Origin of the sequence: Pantoea sp. NSTU24 (assembly GCF_050157905.1) — a bacterium.
Classification (GTDB): Bacteria; Pseudomonadota; Gammaproteobacteria; order Enterobacterales; family Enterobacteriaceae; genus Pantoea.
The window spans coordinates 2983026-2999899 of sequence record NZ_JBKIWZ010000001.1; the positions used below are offsets into that span (position 1 = coordinate 2983026).

Annotated in this window: 15 protein-coding genes; 8 read left to right on the plus strand and 7 right to left on the minus strand. The window is 58.1% G+C overall.

The window, feature by feature from the left end; translation table 11 throughout:
• Window positions 1-207 precede the first annotated feature (207 nt).
• Both rsmD and ACLHDD_RS14295 read left to right on the plus strand, forming a co-directional pair.
• Complete coding sequence (rsmD, locus tag ACLHDD_RS14290; RefSeq protein WP_427104609.1) at window positions 208-807, plus strand: 16S rRNA (guanine(966)-N(2))-methyltransferase; 600 nt, start codon at window positions 208-210, stop codon at window positions 805-807.
• Window positions 797-1069, plus strand: coding sequence for a DUF1145 family protein (locus ACLHDD_RS14295; RefSeq protein WP_009087803.1), 273 nt, complete (start codon window positions 797-799; stop codon window positions 1067-1069). The genes rsmD and ACLHDD_RS14295 overlap by 11 nt, the downstream gene beginning before the upstream one ends.
• Window positions 1070-1094: 25 nt before the next feature.
• Here ACLHDD_RS14295 and ACLHDD_RS14300 read toward each other — a convergent pair whose 3' ends face one another.
• The gene (locus ACLHDD_RS14300) at window positions 1095-1451 is read right to left on the minus strand and encodes a DUF2500 domain-containing protein (RefSeq protein ID WP_427104610.1); all 357 of its coding nucleotides are present in this window, start codon (window positions 1449-1451) and stop codon (window positions 1095-1097) included.
• A 142-nt stretch (window positions 1452-1593) separates the two neighbouring features.
• Between ACLHDD_RS14300 and ACLHDD_RS14305 the strand changes: the two genes are divergently transcribed.
• Window positions 1594-2223 (plus strand): lysoplasmalogenase, encoded by a 630-nt coding sequence (locus ACLHDD_RS14305; protein ID WP_427104611.1) that lies wholly within the window; start codon window positions 1594-1596, stop codon window positions 2221-2223.
• A gap of 85 nt (window positions 2224-2308) precedes the next feature.
• Window positions 2309-4594, plus strand: coding sequence for a zinc/cadmium/mercury/lead-transporting ATPase (locus ACLHDD_RS14310; protein ID WP_427104612.1), 2286 nt, complete (start codon window positions 2309-2311; stop codon window positions 4592-4594).
• 48 nt (window positions 4595-4642) lie between these two features.
• On the opposite strand, the gene tusA is transcribed toward ACLHDD_RS14310, so the two are convergent.
• Entirely contained in the window at window positions 4643-4894 is a 252-nt protein-coding gene (gene tusA, locus ACLHDD_RS14315) for a sulfurtransferase TusA (RefSeq protein WP_010253330.1), read from the minus strand.
• Between the two features lie 204 nt (window positions 4895-5098).
• Here tusA and ACLHDD_RS14320 point away from each other — a divergent pair, with 204 nt between their 5' ends.
• Together ACLHDD_RS14320 and ACLHDD_RS14325 are read left to right on the plus strand one after the other, a co-directional pair.
• On the plus strand, window positions 5099-5764 hold the full coding sequence (locus ACLHDD_RS14320; protein WP_427104613.1) for a 7-cyano-7-deazaguanine/7-aminomethyl-7-deazaguanine transporter: 666 nt from the start codon (window positions 5099-5101) through the stop codon (window positions 5762-5764).
• 178 nt (window positions 5765-5942) lie between these two features.
• Complete coding sequence (locus tag ACLHDD_RS14325; RefSeq protein WP_427104614.1) at window positions 5943-6497, plus strand: DcrB family lipoprotein; 555 nt, start codon at window positions 5943-5945, stop codon at window positions 6495-6497.
• 58 nt (window positions 6498-6555) lie between these two features.
• Here ACLHDD_RS14325 and iolE read toward each other — a convergent pair whose 3' ends face one another.
• Genes iolE through iolD form a run of 3 tightly spaced genes read right to left on the minus strand, consistent with a single transcriptional unit; the run spans window position 6556 to window position 10487 of the window.
• Window positions 6556-7452, minus strand: coding sequence for a myo-inosose-2 dehydratase (iolE, locus tag ACLHDD_RS14330; RefSeq protein WP_427104615.1), 897 nt, complete (start codon window positions 7450-7452; stop codon window positions 6556-6558).
• Window positions 7453-7484: 32 nt separating this feature from the next.
• A complete protein-coding gene (locus ACLHDD_RS14335; protein ID WP_427104616.1) occupies window positions 7485-8495 on the minus strand; it encodes a Gfo/Idh/MocA family oxidoreductase in 1011 nt (336 codons plus the stop codon).
• A 51-nt stretch (window positions 8496-8546) separates the two neighbouring features.
• Complete coding sequence (iolD, locus tag ACLHDD_RS14340) at window positions 8547-10487, minus strand: 3D-(3,5/4)-trihydroxycyclohexane-1,2-dione acylhydrolase (decyclizing) (RefSeq protein WP_427104617.1); 1941 nt, start codon at window positions 10485-10487, stop codon at window positions 8547-8549.
• Between the two features lie 536 nt (window positions 10488-11023).
• On the opposite strand from iolD, the gene ACLHDD_RS14345 reads away from it, so the two are divergent.
• Window positions 11024-12937: a bifunctional 5-dehydro-2-deoxygluconokinase/5-dehydro-2-deoxyphosphogluconate aldolase gene (locus ACLHDD_RS14345; RefSeq protein WP_427104618.1), complete on the plus strand. Its 1914-nt coding sequence runs from the start codon at window positions 11024-11026 to the stop codon at window positions 12935-12937.
• Between the two features lie 471 nt (window positions 12938-13408).
• Window positions 13409-14251, plus strand: a complete 843-nt coding sequence (locus ACLHDD_RS14350) for a MurR/RpiR family transcriptional regulator (RefSeq protein WP_293773263.1) — start codon at window positions 13409-13411, stop codon at window positions 14249-14251.
• A 72-nt stretch (window positions 14252-14323) separates the two neighbouring features.
• Here the strand turns inward: ACLHDD_RS14350 and iolB are convergent, their stop codons facing one another.
• Together iolB and ACLHDD_RS14360 are read right to left on the minus strand one after the other, a co-directional pair.
• A complete protein-coding gene (gene iolB / locus ACLHDD_RS14355; RefSeq protein WP_427104619.1) occupies window positions 14324-15142 on the minus strand; it encodes a 5-deoxy-glucuronate isomerase in 819 nt (272 codons plus the stop codon).
• A gap of 117 nt (window positions 15143-15259) precedes the next feature.
• Window positions 15260-16765, minus strand: coding sequence for a CoA-acylating methylmalonate-semialdehyde dehydrogenase (locus ACLHDD_RS14360; RefSeq protein WP_427104620.1), 1506 nt, complete (start codon window positions 16763-16765; stop codon window positions 15260-15262).
• Window positions 16766-16874: the final 109 nt, after the last annotated feature.

Here is a 16874-nt window from a genome sequence, read left to right on the forward strand (position 1 = left end):
TTGTCCCGGTCGCGCGTGGTTTCCAGGGGTAAATCAATGAAAGTTGGTCAGCGCCAGGCCGGCGTAAACCACAGAATAATGCATGACTTCAGCAACTCAGTAGTCTAACACTTTCCTGCCAGCTCACCACAGCACCCTTTTTTAACGTTTCTTCTCACCGATTCGCTCGTTAAACTACGCAACAAATTATGACGAGTTGTGAGCAAGATGAATAAAAACACCCGCAGTACAGGCGGTGCCGGGCAGATCCGCATTATTGGCGGCCAATGGCGCGGACGCAAATTGCCGGTGCCGGACAGTGCCGGACTGCGTCCGACGACCGATCGGGTGCGTGAGACGCTGTTTAACTGGCTGGCCCCCGTGCTGCCCGAGGCCCGCTGCCTCGACTGCTTTGCCGGTAGTGGCGCGCTGGGCCTGGAAGCCCTTTCGCGTTATGCGGGCTCGGCGACGCTGCTGGAGCTGGAACGGCCGGTCGCACAGCAGCTGACAAAAAACCTGCAGACGCTGCGTGCTACAAATGGCACTGTGATTCAGACCAATGCGTTAAACTGGCTGGCCCAGCCCGGTGAACCCTTTGATATCGTGTTTATCGATCCGCCGTTTCGCCAGGGATTACTGGCGCAGACGTTACAGCTACTGGAGAACAACCGCTGGCTGGCCGATCAGGCGCTGATTTATGTAGAAAGTGAAGTGGAAAATGGCGCACCGCCGGTGCCGCCAGCGTGGGACCTCTATCGCGAGAAGATAGCCGGACAGGTCGCTTATCGTTTGTATCAACGTCAACAGGAGACGCAGGATGTTACTTAATTTGGGGCGTCTGTTGATGCTATGCGTGTGGGGATTTTTACTGGCTAACGTGGTACATCCCTACCCGAAACCGCTGACTTATTTCATCAACGTTGCGCTGTTTTTCATGATCATGATGCATGGTCTGCAGCTCGTCCTGCTACGTGCAACACAGACTAAAGATGCGCCGCCGATCGACCGCGTCACACAGATTAAAGTGTTCCTGTTCGGTGTTTTTGAACTGGTGGCCTGGCAGAAGAAACATTTCCCACGCAAAAAATAGGACTGGCGGGCGTTCTGCCCGCCCCTTATGGCAGGGGCGTAAAGCGGATAAAGCGTGTTCCCTGCATCGTCAGTTCTCCCCTGGCACCTTTATTCAGCTGATGATACTCGCCCTCCTTTAGCTGCACTCTGATATCGCTGGCCCCGTTCAGTGGATGAAACAGTACCTCATACCGCATTGCTTCCCCGGCAATGACTTCGCGCTGCCGTGAACGACGATTGGGCGCGGGAAATTCGCGCTTGCTGCTAACCTCAGCCTGCAGAGAACGCGCAGGTGCAGCGTCATTCATCGCGCCTTCGCGACGCTGTTTGATAAACTGACGGGTCGCCAGGACGGCGATGATTGCCAGGACGATAACAAAGATTAACGGCGGTTTACTCATCGCATTCTCGCTGCGCTGAAGAGAAATCAGACGGCAAAGCATACAACCAGAGTTGCCTGATTGTCACATCGCAGAGGCGTAACCTAAACTGGAAGGGATATTTTGGGATCTTTCACCATTCTGAGTAAAAAAGGGAGAAACAATGCTCTGGTCTTTCCTCGCTGTCCTTTTCTCCGGCTGGCTCTATGTCGATGCCAGCTATCGCGGCCCACAATGGCAGCGCTGGCTGTTTAAACCAGTCACCCTGCTCCTGCTGGTGGGACTCGCCTGGCAGGCCCCGATGCTGCAAAGCACGGACTATCTGATTCTGGCCGGGCTGGTCGCCACGCTGATTGGTGATGCGTTAACGCTGCTGTCGCGTCAGCAGATGCTCTATGCTATCGGGGCCTTTTTCCTGTCGCACCTGCTCTACACCCTCTGCTTCGCCGCCAGCATGACCATGACTTTCTTCTGGCCGATTCCGCTGACGCTGCTGATTATCGGTGCCGCCCTGATCGGCATCATCTGGAGCCGGCTGGAAGATCTGCGCTGGCCGGTCTGTACCTTCATTGGTATGACGCTGGTGATGACCTGGATCGCCACCGAGCAGTATTTCTTCCGTCCGACCGATTACAGCTTCTCTATCATGGTCGGTGCCGGTCTGCTGCTGCTGGCAAATGCCGTCTGGTTCCTCTCGCACTACCGCCGTCGCTTTGCCGCCGACAGCGCAATTGTCGCCGCCTGCTATTTTGCCGGTCACTTTATGATCGTGCGGTCATTGTGGGTGGTCTGATAAAAGCGCCTTGACTCTGGAGTGGACTCCAGAGTGTAGGATAATGGGATGGGCAGCGTCGCTCATCCCTTTATCCGGAGGTCGTATGCATCATCATCACGTCTGTAGCTGTGGCAAACCCCCCGCCAGTCACGCCGCCGCAAAGCCACTGTGTCAGGTTCCTCAGGCCCGTCCCCTCACCCTTTCCATCCATGCTGCCACGCCCGTGAAGGCGGATACGGCAGGCTGCTGCTGTGACAGCGACAGCAGTGCCGGCAGTGACGCCGACGTGGCGGAGGAAAGCGATCGGCGAGACAGCGTTTATCCCTTTAGCTGGCAGGTCCGGGGAATGGATTGTCCCGCCTGCGCCCGCACCGTTGAAACCGCCGTACGTCAGGTGAGTGGTGTCACCGACGCCCGCATCCTCTTCAGTAGCGAGAAGCTGATGGTCAGCGCCGACACTGATGTCCGGAACGCGGTTGAACAGGCCGTGGAAAAAGCCGGATTCCGGCTGGCCGCCTCCTCTTCTTCCTCCGCGCCACAGGCCACGCCAGGCTGGCAGCAAAACCGGATGCTGATGCTGCTGGCGCTGCTGGTACTCGCCAGCACCCTGCTCAGCCAGCTTGCGCCGATCTGGGGCGATCGGCTGTTTGTCGTGACCACGCTGGCGGGCCTGATCCCGGTAGCACGCGCAGCCTGGCAGCGCCTGCGCAGCGGATCGCCATTTACCATTGAGACACTGATGACCGTGGCGTCGGCGGGCGCACTGATGATTGGCGCGCACGCCGAAGCGGCGATGGTACTGGTCCTGTTTCAACTGGGCGAACAGCTGGAAAGTTATGCCGCCTCCCGGGCGCGTAGCGGCGTTACCCGCCTGATGGCGTTGCGGCCAGAATCGGCGATTCGCCTGCAACAGGGCAAAGGTGTTGAGGTGTCGGTTGCCGCGCTGCAACCCGGCGATGTCATTGACGTCGCGGCGGGCAGCCGTTTACCGGTCGATGGCCGCTTACTCAGCCCGATGGCCAGTTTCGATGAGAGCGCTCTGACCGGCGAATCCCTGCCGGTGACGCGGAGTTGCGGAGAGACACTGCCTGCCGGTGTCACCAGTGTTGACCGGCGGGTGCAGCTGGAAGTGGTGTCAAAGCCCGGCGAAAGTGCGATCGACCGTATTCTGCAGCTGATAGAAGAAGCAGAAACGCATCGCGCCCCGGTTGAGCGTTTTATCGACCGGTTCAGTCGTATCTATACGCCGCTGGTGATGCTGCTCTCGCTGCTGGTGATGGTAGGGGTGCCGCTCTCTGGCGCAGGCGAGTGGCAGCCGTGGATCTATAAAGGACTGACCCTGCTGCTGATTGGCTGCCCCTGTGCGCTGGTGATCTCAGTTCCCGCCGCCATCACGTCCGGGCTGGCGGCGGCGGCGCGTCAGGGTGCCCTGATCAAAGGCGGGGCAGCGATGGAGCGGCTGAGTTCGCTGCGCTGCATCGCGTTTGATAAAACCGGTACGCTGACGCTGGGCAAGCCCGAACTGACACAGATCCTGCGGTTTGGCGCAAGCGACGAGACTGCGATACTGGCGCTGAGCGCGGCTGTGGAACAGGGGGCAACCCATCCGCTGGCCAGCGCCATCATGGCGGCCGCGCAGGCACGCCATCTGACGTTGCCCGAGGCGCACGATCAGCAGGTGCTGGCAGGACGTGGCATCTGCGCCCGGCTTGCAGGCCAGCAGGTACAGCTGCTGGCACCCGCACATGCACCCGGCCTGGCACCGGCGCAACGCGCGCAGATTGCCCAGCGGGAAGCGGAAGGGGAAACCCTGGTCGTGCTGTTGCAGGAAGGTGAGGTGCTGGGGGCGCTGGCGCTGCGCGATCGGCTGCGCGACGACGCGGCCGCTGCGGTGCAGGCGCTGAAAAAACTGGGTATTGAGAGCCTGATGCTGACCGGGGATAATCCGCGAGCCGCCGCCACCATCGCCCGCCAGCTGCAGATTGATTATCGCGCCAGCCTGCTGCCTGCCGACAAGGTTGCGGCAGTGCGTGAACTGAGCCAGCAGCAGCCGCTGGCGATGGTCGGGGATGGCATCAACGATGCGCCAGCCATGAAAGCAGCAACCCTGGGAATTGCGATGGGCAGCGGCACCGATGTGGCGCTGGAAGCGGCCGATGCGGCCCTGACGCGAAATCAGCTCGGCCATCTCGCACCGATGATTGCGCTGGCCCGCCGGACCCGCCGCATTATCCGTCAGAATATCGGTATCGCGCTGGGATTAAAGGCAATTTTCCTGGTCACCACCCTGCTGGGTCTGACCGGACTCTGGCTGGCGGTCGTGGCCGATTCAGGGGCTACCGCGCTGGTCACCGCCAACGCGCTGCGGTTACTGCGGCGACGCGCCTGAGCACGGCCCTGTGGGGGCAGAGGTTAACGGCGGCCTGTCCGGCCGTCGTTAACCCGCCATGCCTTTGCGGATCAGGAACTGATAGGGCAGCGTATCGGTCTGCTGTGCCAGCAGGCCGTGTTCCATAAAGCGGCAGAAACCAGGAATATCACGGGTGGTGGCCGGATCATCGGCGATGATCAGCAACGTCTCGCCATCCTGCAGGCTGCGTACGGTTTTGCGCACCATCATGACCGGCTCCGGGCAACGCAGGCCGCGGGCATCCAGCTGATGGTCGGCAGAGGAAAAAGCATCGCTCATAATCGACTCGGTTCAGGTAAGGGGCGCTCATTCTAGCGCGTGCAGGCGGCGACGCAAGGCGATAACGATTGCGTTAAAATTAACCATTGCATAAAAAGCACAACGCGGTAAGATGCCGCCGCTTTTTGCTCATAAAACTGCCCGTCATCGCTCGAACGGTGTCGCGCAATGGGTTCCCTCACCCCAACATTAAAAAGGTCGACTATGCTCGCATTTTCTTCACGTCAGCGCATGCATGCGCTTTTCTGGTTGTCGCTGTTTCACCTGCTGGTGATCACCTCAAGTAACTATCTGGTCCAGCTGCCGGTTGCCATCTTTGGTTTCCACACCACCTGGGGCGCGTTCAGCTTTCCGTTTATCTTCCTGGCGACCGATCTCACCGTGCGTATCTTTGGCGCACCGCTGGCCCGACGCATTATTCTGGCGGTGATGATCCCGGCACTGTTCATCTCCTATGGCATCTCTGCCCTCTTTTATCAGGGCGAATGGCAGGGCTGGCAGGCGCTGGAACAGATGAACCTGTTCGTTGCCCGTATCGCCTGCGCCAGCTTTATGGCGTACGCGCTGGGTCAGATCCTCGACGTTCATGTCTTCAACCGCCTGCGCCAGCTGCCCCAGTGGTGGGTCGCACCGGGTTGCGCCATGTTTCTGGGCAACATCAGCGACACGCTGGCCTTTTTCTTTATCGCGTTTTACAAGAGCCCCGATGCGTTTATGGCGCAGCACTGGGTCGAGATCGCCCTGGTAGATTACAGCTTCAAGGTGCTGATCTGCATGGTCTTCTTCCTGCCCGCCTATGGTGTGCTACTCAATGCGGCGCTGAAGCGCCTGGCTGAACGTCAGGCCACCCGCCAGGTCAACTTCGGCTAAGCCAGGTTCTTCAGACGTCAGGGGCTGACGGACAAACAGGCGTCTGACTCACCCGACGCCTGGCCGCCCTGCCATTCCGGCCAATTTCCGCTAAGATCTTCTGACAATCATCAGGTTGCGTTTGCAGCCTGATTCCTGTTGTATTAATGCCTGACCGGAAACTGAAAAAGGGATTCTGATGCGCAAGCTGGTGAAATATGTAGGAATGAGTTTACTGGTGCTGGGCTTAGCGGCCTGTGACCAGAAGAAAGAGGATGCGGCGAATGACAACGGCGTCAGCGCCAGTCAGTCAGCGCAGACCGTCACGCTGATGGATGGCAAGCTGAGCTTCTCACTGCCACCTGGCATGTCAGATAAAAGCGGTAAGCTGGGTTCACAGACTACCAACATGCACGTCTATGCGGATGAAACCGGCGCGCGTGCCATTATCGTGATTGCGGGCGAACCAACCAGTGACGGGCTGGATGTGCTGTCGCAGCGTATGGAGCAGCAGCAGCGTAACCGTGACCCGCAGCTGCAGGTCGTGTCGAACAAATCGGTGACGCTGAAAGATCAGCCGGCGCAGCAGCTGGATACTGTGATTTCCGCCAACAATCAGACCTCATGGTCTTCGGTGATTCTGGCGAAAGTGGATGGCAAGCTTCTGACACTGCAGATTACGCTGCCAGGCGACAATCAGCAGCAGGCGCAGAGCGACGCTGACACGATTGTGAAAAGCATTACTCTGAAGTAAACCGGCAGGCTGACTTCCCTGCCTGGCAGAGAAGTCAGCCTGTCAGCGTAAAACCGTATTACAATCCTGCATGCTCGCGAATGTATCTGCGGGCTTTGACCGCATATTCAAAGGGATTCGCGAGTGCCGGATCCTGCTCTGCTTCCACCACCATCCAGCCTTTATAACCGTAATCATCCAGAATCCGGAAGACCGGTGTAAAGTCGATCACGCCATCACCCGGCACGGTAAAGGTGCCCTTTTTGACCCCTTCCAGAAACGAAAGATGATTCTCCCGGACGTCGGCGACCACCTCATCACGCACATCCTTGAGGTGAACGTGGAAGATACGCGGCAGATGGGTTTCCAGCACTGCCAGCATCTTCTGCTGTGAGCCCTCAGAGTAGTAGACATGGCCGGTATCATAGAGCAAACCGACCTGCTCATCGGTCATCGCCATAAAGCGATCAATCTCTTCCGTAGTCTGAATACCGGTGCCCATGTGATGATGCAGCGTGACGCGCATTCCTTTCTCTGCCGCGATCCGCGCCAGCTCGTTGTAGCCTTCTGCGGTTAAGCGCCATTCTTCATCCGTGAAAACGGGTTTCTGTTCAAACACCGCCAGCTCGGTGCCCTGAATACTTTTGCTCTGCTCCGAACAGCCAATCACCCGTGCGCCCATCGCATGCAGGAAGTTCATGTGCTCCGTGAACTCCCTGAGGGTTTTCTCTCTGTCGCCACGGGCGAAAAAGGTGCTGAACCAGGCATTACAGATTTCGATACCGCGAATGTCGAGCATCGGTTTCAGAATCGCCGGGTCGCGGGGATATTTACTGCCGACTTCGCTGCCGGTAAAGCCAGCCAGCGCCATCTCGCTGACCGTCTGCTGAAAAGTATTTTCACTGCCGAGCGCCGGCATATCGTCATTGGTCCAGCCGATCGGCGCAATCGCCAGTTTTACGTTCTCTTTGTTCATTGTCGTGTTCCCGGGCCGCATTCAGGGCGAAATCAGTTGTAAAAAGCAGGACGCGGCGGCATCTCTACCGGCTCAATGGCACCGCTGTTTTGCGCTTTAATGCAGGCATCTGCGGCCACAGAGGCAGCAAAACCATCCCAGGCGGATGGGCCGGTCAGCTGGCCTGCCTGGATATCGTTGATAAACGCCTGCAGCTCAACGTCATAGGCCTCAATAAAGCGATCTTTCCAGTCCACCAGGATGGTATTCGACAGACGGGCATCTTTGCGTAACTGCACTGAAGAGGGTTCCGGCAGACGGGCAATGCCCTCTTCCCCGACCACTTCGCACTGAATGTCATAGCCATACGCGCAGTTCACAAAGATTTCGACGTCGATGCGTACCCCTTTCTGGGTTTCAAACAGCACGATTTGCGGATCTTTCAGCTGACCGTGTGACTTTGACGTCACGCGTGGGAAGACCACCTGCACCGTTTTGTAGTCATCGCTGGTCAGCCAGCGCAGCACGTCCAGTTCGTGGATCAGGGTGTTGGTAATCGCCATCGGCGTAGTGTAGTTCTCTGGCACGGTCGGGTTGCGGTGCGCGCAGTGCAGCATCAGCGGCTCACCAATGTCGCCGTCGGTGATCACCTTTTTCAGCGCGCGGTAGCCCGCATCGTAAGGACGCATAAAACCAACCTGCACCAGACGTTTTCCCGCCTGAATCTCCGCATCGACAACCCGGCGGCAGCCCTCGGCGCTCATCGCCAGCGGCTTCTCACAGAACACCGGCTTACCCGCGGCAATCGCCGCCAGGGTGAACTCTTCGTGGGTCGGGTCCCATGAAGTCACCAGTACCGCATCGACACTGGGCGACTGAATGACATCATGGCCGTTCTGAAACACCTCCGCCTCGATATTCAGGCGCTGGAGGGCGGCACGTGCACCATCGACGTTAATGTCAGAGACGGCCACGACCCGGGCACCCTGCAGCACATGGCTGCAACGGCGAATATGTTCCTGACCAATTGCACCTGTACCGATAACACCAAGTCTTAAAGTCATAATTACACCTGTGTAGGGTTCGTACGGAGAAGAGGAAAATGGCTCTTAAAATTAATACTTTCGTGCCTGGTCCAGATGGCTGTTGAGCTTTTCTGCCACTGCCTGCGCACGTTCAGTTTTTGAAGCCTGCGCCACGCCGACATGCCACCAGCTGAAATATTTGTGGATCATGGTTTTTGGCAGCACTTTGATGTCAATAAGGGTGGAAACGGTCTGAGTACGTGCATCTTCCAGCGCGGCGTTGAGTTCCTCCAGCGTGGTCACACGGTAGGTTTTACAGCCATAACCGGCGGCAATCGCGGCAAAATCGACCGGGATAAAGCCGCCGTCCAGCCTGCCGCTCTCCGGATTACGGAAGCGGAACTCGGTGCTGAAACTGTCCATGCCGTGTTCCATCTGCAGGTTGTTGATACAGCCGTTGGTCATGTTATCCAGCAACACCACGTTGATCTTCGCGCCTTCCTGAACCGACGTGACCAGTTCAGAGTGCAGCATCATGAAGGAGCCGTCACCGACCAGTGCATAGACCTCGCGCTGCGGCTGGGCCAGCTTCGCGCCCAGTGCTGCATTGACCTCGTAGCCCATACAGGAGTAGCCATATTCGACGTGGTAGGCGTTGTAATCTCTGGTGCGCCAGACGCGCTGCAGGTCGCCGGGCAGGCTGCCTGCGGCCGCCACGATCACTGCGTCTTCTGGCAGCTGTGCGTTGAGGGTGCCGAGTACGCTGCTTTGCGTCAGCAGGGACTGTGTCAGACGGCGAAATTCAGCGAACACGGCTGCGCGATCAAGATGGTCAGCGATCTCCGGCACAAAGTCGCCATCGTGATATTCAACCTGATAGACGCGCTGCGTCTCCTCCAGCAGCTGGCGCTGCGCCTGTGCAATCTGACTGCCCCAGTCGTTACTGTAGTGCTGTGAGGCCAGTCCGGCCGTCAGCGCCGTCAGCCCTTCACGGGCGTCGGCCAGCAGCTGGACACCATCCAGCTTATAGCTGTCGAAATTGCTGACGTTAACGTTCAGAAAGCTGACATCGGGATGCTGAAAAATCCATTTCGAGGCGGTAGTAAAGTCGGTATAGCGGGTGCCGATACCGATCACTAAGTCGGCCTCTTTCGCCAGCAGGTTAGCGGCCAGCGAGCCGGTTTCACCGATACCGCCCAGATTCAGGGGATGGTCTGAAACCAGCGTGCCTTTGCCCGCCTGGGTTTCAGCGAAGGGGATCTGATAGCGTTCGGCGAACTGGCGCAGCGCCTCGCCCGCTTCGGCGTACTTTACCCCTCCGCCGCAGATAATTATCGGTTTACGCTTACGGGTGATGAGCGTCAGCGCATCGGCCAGTTGTGCCGCTACGGGCAGGCGACGATCCAGCCGGTGCACCCGTTTCCGGAAGAAATAGTCCGGATAGTCCCAGGCTTCACCCTGCACATCCTGCGGCAGCGACAGCGTGACCGCACCGGTTTCGGCCGGATCGGTCAGAACACGCATGGCATTGATACAGGCGGACATCAGCTGCTCGGGGCGGCTGACGCGATCCCAGTATTTGCTGACGGCACGAAAAGCGTCGTTGGTGCTGATACTGAGATCGTAGCTCTGCTCGATCTGTTGCAGCACCGGATCGGGCTGGCGGGTAGCGAAGACATCACCGGGCAGCAGCAGCAGCGGAATACGGTTGGCGGTCGCCGTCGCCGCCGCGGTGATCATATTGGCCGCGCCAGGCCCCACAGAGGAGCTGCAGGCGATAATCTGACGGCGCAGTGACTGGCGGGCAAAACCGGTGGCGGCGTGGGCCATGCCCTGCTCATTACGGCCCTGCCACACCACCAGATCGCCGCTATCCTGCTCCAGTGCCTGGCCTAGCCCCAGCACGTTGCCGTGACCAAAGATGGCGAAGATGCCTTTGACAAACTTCGTTTCGACGCCATCCACATCGATAAACTGATTATCCAGAAATTTAACCAGCGCCTGTGCCGTGGTCAGTCTGATTGTGCCCATATTCATCCTTACATGCTGGTGGACCCCGACCTCCGCGACATCCCGCCTTATGTGGTCATCGACGGAACAGGCGACCGGAATAACTGAAACGTGAGGCGATTATAAACAAATATATTTTTCATAAAACATGATTACAGAAGAAACATTTCATTTTGCGAGTGAGATCAAATTTAGCGGCTGCGGCGGGTCTGGCGGGGAAAACCGGCAGGGAAATCCGGAACGTTTTACCGTGTCAGAACAGGGATGAAAAAATTCGTTTCAATTATTCAGGGTGCCCTGGCCACAAAGAGATTCCTGCGATCGCCCTCACAAGCCTGACATGACACGCCTTGAAATAGCTGCCTCCACGCCAGCGAAAGAGGATACGGAGTTTTACCTGGTTCACATATTTGCGACGGATATTTCATTCTGTGTTGTATATGGAATATTTATTCCTCATACTGCCGCTACAGCCAGTCAGACATTCACAGACCCGGGAGCCGTGCGTGCCTTACTCGTTACATCCGCCCGGCTAATCACAGAAGGAAACCACAGGTATGCGTACAGAACAGAAGCCGCTTGATGTGATTTGTATCGGGCGAATCGCCGTTGATTTTTATGGCCAGCAGATCGGGGCAAGACTGGAAGATGTCACCTCCTTCGCGAAATATCTGGGGGGATCGTCGGGCAACGTCGCCTATGGCACCGCCATCCAGGGACTGAAATCGGCAATGCTGGCGCGCGTGGGTGATGAGCACAACGGCCGCTTTCTGCGCGAAGCATTGCAGCGTGTGGGCTGTAACACCGATGCGCTGATCACCGATCCCCGGCGCCTGACCGCCCTGGTGATCCTCGGCATCAAAGATGAAGAGACATTTCCGCTGATTTTCTACCGCGATAACTGTGCCGACATGGGCCTGGTGCCGGAGGATATCGATGAAGCTTTTATTACCTCCTCCCGCGCAGTGGCGGTAACCGGTACTCACCTGTCCCATCCACAGACACGGGCAGCAGTACTGAAAGCGCTGGATATCGCCCGCCGGCACGGGCTGCGCACCGCACTGGATATCGACTATCGCCCGGTATTGTGGGGGCTGACCTCGCCAGGCGATGGCGAAACCCGTTTCATTGAGTCCTCTCAGGTCACTCAGCAGCTTCAGGAAGTGGTGCACTATTTCGATCTGATCGTCGGCACCGAAGAGGAGTTTCATATTGCCGGTGGCAGCACCGATACCCTGACTGCACTGAAGAATGTGCGTAAGGCGAGCCCGGCGACACTGGTCTGCAAACGCGGTCCGCTGGGTTGTGTGGTGTTTGAGGGTGACATCCCGGACAGCTGGAACCAGACGCAGCTGCATACGGGCGTGCGGGTGGATGTGCTTAACGTGCTGGGCGCGGGCGACGCCTTTATGTCGGGTCTGCTGCGTGGCTGGCTGAACGATGAGGGCTGGGAGCAGGCGTGCCGCTACGCCAACGCCTGCGGTGCGCTGGTGGTTTCTCGCCACGGCTGCGCGCCCGCCATGCCAACCCGGGCGGAGCTGGATGATTTCCTGAGCCGCGATGACGCGGTAAACCGCCCCGACCTCGACCCTCGCCTTAACCATCTGCACCGCGTCACCACCCGCAGGCAGTCGTGGCCGGAGCTGAATGTCTTCGCCTTTGACCACCGCAAACAGCTGGCGGAGATGGCCCAGGAAGCGGGTGTCGATGAAAGCCTCATCCCGCCGCTGAAGCTTCTGCTGCTGAAAGCCGCACAGCAGGCGGCGGATGAGGCGGGATTAGAGAATAAAAGCGGTATTCTGGCTGATACCACCTACGGTCAGAAAACGCTGAATGCAATCACCGGGAAGAACTGGTGGATTGGTCGCCCGATCGAGCTGCCGGGCTCACGTCCGCTGCGCCTGGAGCATGGCAACATCGGCTCCCAGCTGATCGACTGGCCTGCGGAACACGTCGTGAAATGTCTGGTCTTTTATCATCCCCATGACAGCGCTGAACTGCGTGAAGAGCAGGATGCGCTGCTGCTTGATGTCTGGAAAGGCTGTAACAAAAGTGGTCACGAGCTGCTGCTGGAGGTGATTCTGCCTGAGAGTCAGCCGGACAGGCGCGAGGCCTTTTACGTGGAGATGCTGAGCCACTTCTACAGCCTGGGCATTAAGCCTGACTGGTGGAAGCTGCCGCCGCTTTCAGCCGAATGCTGGCAGACAATTGGCAGCCTGATTGAGCAGCAGGACCCTTACTGTCGCGGCATTCTGCTTTTGGGTCTGGATGCGCCCGAAGAGAAGCTAAAAGCCGGTTTTGCGGCGGCAGCGAATGCGCCCTGGGTTAAAGGTTTCGCGGTAGGTCGCACCATCTTTGGTCAGCCTTCGCGCCAGTGGCTGCAGGGTGAGCTGGATGATGAGGCGCTGATTGAAACCGTGAAAGGTAATTATCTGCGCCTGATTGCGCACTGGCGCGCTGCCCGCGCCTGATTTGCTGTTCTGTCAGACGCCCTCCCGGGCGGGATGGCGTTAGCTTTTCTGACCTGCTCTGCACAGGCTGTTGTGAACCTGTGCAGAGCAGGGAAAAGGGTCAGTCCGGAAAGACGCAGACGTCGCCATTTCTGTATGTCCGGCCCGCGACGCGGTCCTTTGCTGACCCCGTTCCCTGTTCATTAAGCGCATCCGCTGCTGCCAGGCCCGATTTTCAGCATTTTGTGGTCATCCCAGCCTGAATGCCATTTTTGCCCGCTACACACTTCTTGCCCGCAGACTTTCAGTGCCGGTTTACACGGTTACTGGCTGCAGGGCAGCGCAATCCGGCGCGCTGAGGCTAATCTGTGAACCATTTCATAAAGACATGAAATAAACCATGCTGCTGACGCAAACAAATGAAATTTTCCATCCATCTGGTACTATAGCGCTCATTATGCAGCCATTATTTTCAGGACACGGGCAGAAGTAATGAACAATAATCCTACCCAACTTTCTCTGTTGCAGGACGATATTCGTCGCCGCTACGAAACGCTGAGTAAGCGGCTTAAACAGGTTGCGCGCTACATCCTTGATAACAGTAACAGTATCGCCTTTGATACCGTCGCCTCGATAGCCCAGCAGGCCGATGTGCCGCCTTCAACGCTGATCCGGTTTGCCAATGCGTTTGGCTTCAGTGGCTTCAACGAAATGAAACAGGTTTTTCGTCAGCACCTGATGGAGGAGACGGTCAACTACACCGAGCGTGCGCGCCTGTTCCGTCAGACCGCGACCGACGACAGCGCCAGTGCGCCGGAGAGCCCGGCGGAGATCCTGAATGTCTTTACCATGGTGAACAGCCAGGCGCTGCAGCAGCTGGCGATGCAGGTCAATCCGGAGCAACTCAATAAAGCAGTGAAACTGCTGAACGAGGCGGAGAATATCTATGTCATTGGCCTGCGCCGCTCTTTCAGCGTCGCCTCTTATCTGGTTTATGCGCTGCGCCATCTGGAGCGCCGTGCGTTCCTGATTGATGGCCTGGGCGGGATGTTTACCGAGCAGCTCAGCCTGGTAAACCCGAAAGATGTGGTCATCGCGATCAGCTACTCCCCTTATGCGCGTGAAGCGGTTGAAGTGGTGGAGATGGGCGCCAAACGCGGCGCGCATCAAATCGCCATTACCGACAGCCAGGTCAGCCCGCTGGCCGCCTTCAGCGATGTCTGCTTTGTAGTGCGTGAGGCCCAGGTCGATGGCTTCCGTTCTCAGGTCGCCTCGCTCTGCCTGGCACAGACGCTGGCGGTTTCACTGGCGCTGAACAACGCTGAAACCTCCTGACGCCAGCCTGTTCGCATAGCACAAAGGGCAGCCCATGGGCTGCCCTTCTGATTGACTGAAACCGTTCAGGCACTACCTGGTACGTGGATAGGCGTCGCTGTTCACCCAGGCGTGATCGTTCTCCCAGCTGAATTTCCACAGCCGCACCGGCCCGGCCATGACGTTCAGATAGTAGTTGTTATAGCCCGCCAGCGTCGCCACCGGATGATAGCCGCGCGGCACCATCACCACATCGCGATTGTAGGGGGCCATACAGACATCCAGCGAACGGTCGTCGGTGTAAACGCGCTGCATGGCAAAACCCGGCTCAGGATCGAAACGGTGATAGTAGGTTTCTTCCAGATAGGTTTCGTTTTCACTTTCTTCCTGATCGTGCTTGTGGCTGGGATAAGAGCTGGTGTCGCCCTCATTGGTGTAAACCTCAACCACCAGCAGACTGTCTGCCGGTTCACTGTCAGGCAGAATATTGTGAACCAGACGCTGATTGCGGCCCTTTCCGCGATGTTCGACGCCGACATCTGCGGGTGCGATCAGGCGTGCCGGCAGGTTTCCCTGGCCGGGTGCATTACAGACGGCCAGCTCGAGATCGCTGTCCGCGTAAACAACCGCTTCATCATCATGCGGCACATAAACGGAATAGGGCGGCACGCGCTCAAAGGGCGACATGCGCTGACCGATACCGGGGAACTCAGCATGGCGGGTTTTGACTGAGGCCAGCCCGGCAACCAGCACCAGGCACAGCTCTTTGTCACCGCTGCTCAGGTGCAGGGTTTCCCCTTTTTTCAGCAGATAGGCATCAAAGCCAACATAACGCCAGCCTGCCCGCTCTGGTGTGACATGCTGGATACGGCCCTGCGCGTCAGGGGCCTGAGCTTTCGCCAGTAAAGACATCCTGATCCTCCTCTCTGTCACGATTAACGCTGCGGGACCTCGCTGCGCGGAGCCAGCGAATAGCGCGACCGGCAGAGTAGCCTGCCGGTCGCGCATCCTGAACAGCGTTGAAATTGATTAACCTAATGTCGGCATACTGAACTCAGACACGGTCTGCTGGCCGGATGGCCAGCGCACGGTGGCAGTTTTCATGCGGGTATAGAAGCGCACCCCATCCGGTCCGTGGACATTGAGTGCGCCAAAGACGGAACGTTTCCAGCCGCCGAAGCTGTGAAACGCCATCGGCACCGGCACCGGCACGTTGACGCCCACCATGCCCGCTTCAACGTTCTGCACAAATTCACGTGCGATATGCCCGTTGCTGGTGAAAATCGCGCTGCCGTTGCCGAACTCATGGCTGTTCACCAGCTGCAGCGCCTGGGTGTAGTCCGGTGCGCGCATGATGCTCAGCACCGGTCCGAAAATCTCCTCACGCCAGATCACCATGTCCGGGGTGACGTTATCGAACAGTGTGCCGCCGACATAGTAACCTTCGGCGTGGCCTTCAACCTGGACGTGACGACCATCGACCACCAGCTTCGCTCCTTCCTGCTCGCCTTTGTCGATGTAACCCAGCACTTTCTTCTGGTGTGCCGCCGAGACCACCGGTCCCATCTCATTCTCATCCGCGCCCTGATTCATGCCGGGGCCAATGCGCAGTGCCTTCACCAGCGGTGTCAGGCGGGCAATCAGTTTGTCGGCCGTATCATCGCCTACCGCGACCACGACCGGCAGCGCCATACAGCGCTCACCGGCCGAACCAAACGCCCCGCCCATGATGGCGTTAACGGTGGCATCCAGATCGGCATCCGGCATAACAATCGCATGGTTTTTCGCCGCGCCAAACGCCTGAACGCGTTTGCCATGTGCGCTGGCCGTTTTATAAATATGTTCTGCTACGCCCGACGAGCCGACGAAGCTGACCGCCGCAATACGGGGATCTTTGTAGAGCTGTTCAGCATCCTCATTCGAGCTGTGGATTACGTTGAAGACCCCATCAGGCAGGCCCGCTTCGGTCAGCAGTTCAGCCATGCGCACCGAGGCCGACGGATCCAGCGCCGGGGGCTTTAGCACAAAGGTATTGCCGCAGGCCAGCGCGATCGGGAACATCCAGAGCGGCACCATCGCCGGGAAGTTAAACGGCGTAATCCCCGCCACGACCCCAACCGGCTGCATCAGCGAGAAGCTGTCCACCCCGCCGCCGACGTTCGGCGAGTACTCCCCTTTCAGCAGATGCGGGATCCCGCAGGCAAACTCAATGACTTCGATGCCGCGCGTCAGTTCGCCCAGCGCATCTGACCAGACTTTGCCATGTTCAGAGACAATCAGCGCCGCCAGCTCATCACGGTGCTGCTCCATCAGGGCTTTAAAGTTGAACAGAACGCGGGCGCGGCGCAGCGGCGAGGTTTTCGACCAGTCGGCAAAGGCCTGATGGGCTACACCAATCGCCTGGGACACTTCATCAGCGGTGCTTTGTGTCAGTTCGCGGATAACGTTTCCCGTGGCGGGATCGTAAACAGGAATGGTTTCATTGCTGGCGCTGAGGGTGGTTTTACCACCAATGAAGTTACCTATGATCGTCATGATGTTGCCTCTTTAAATGGTGAAGTTCCCTGCAGACGGCCCCTGCAACCTGCCACGCTGCCTGACCAGACAAACCTGAAAGCGTGGTACGAAGCTATTACAGTGGAAT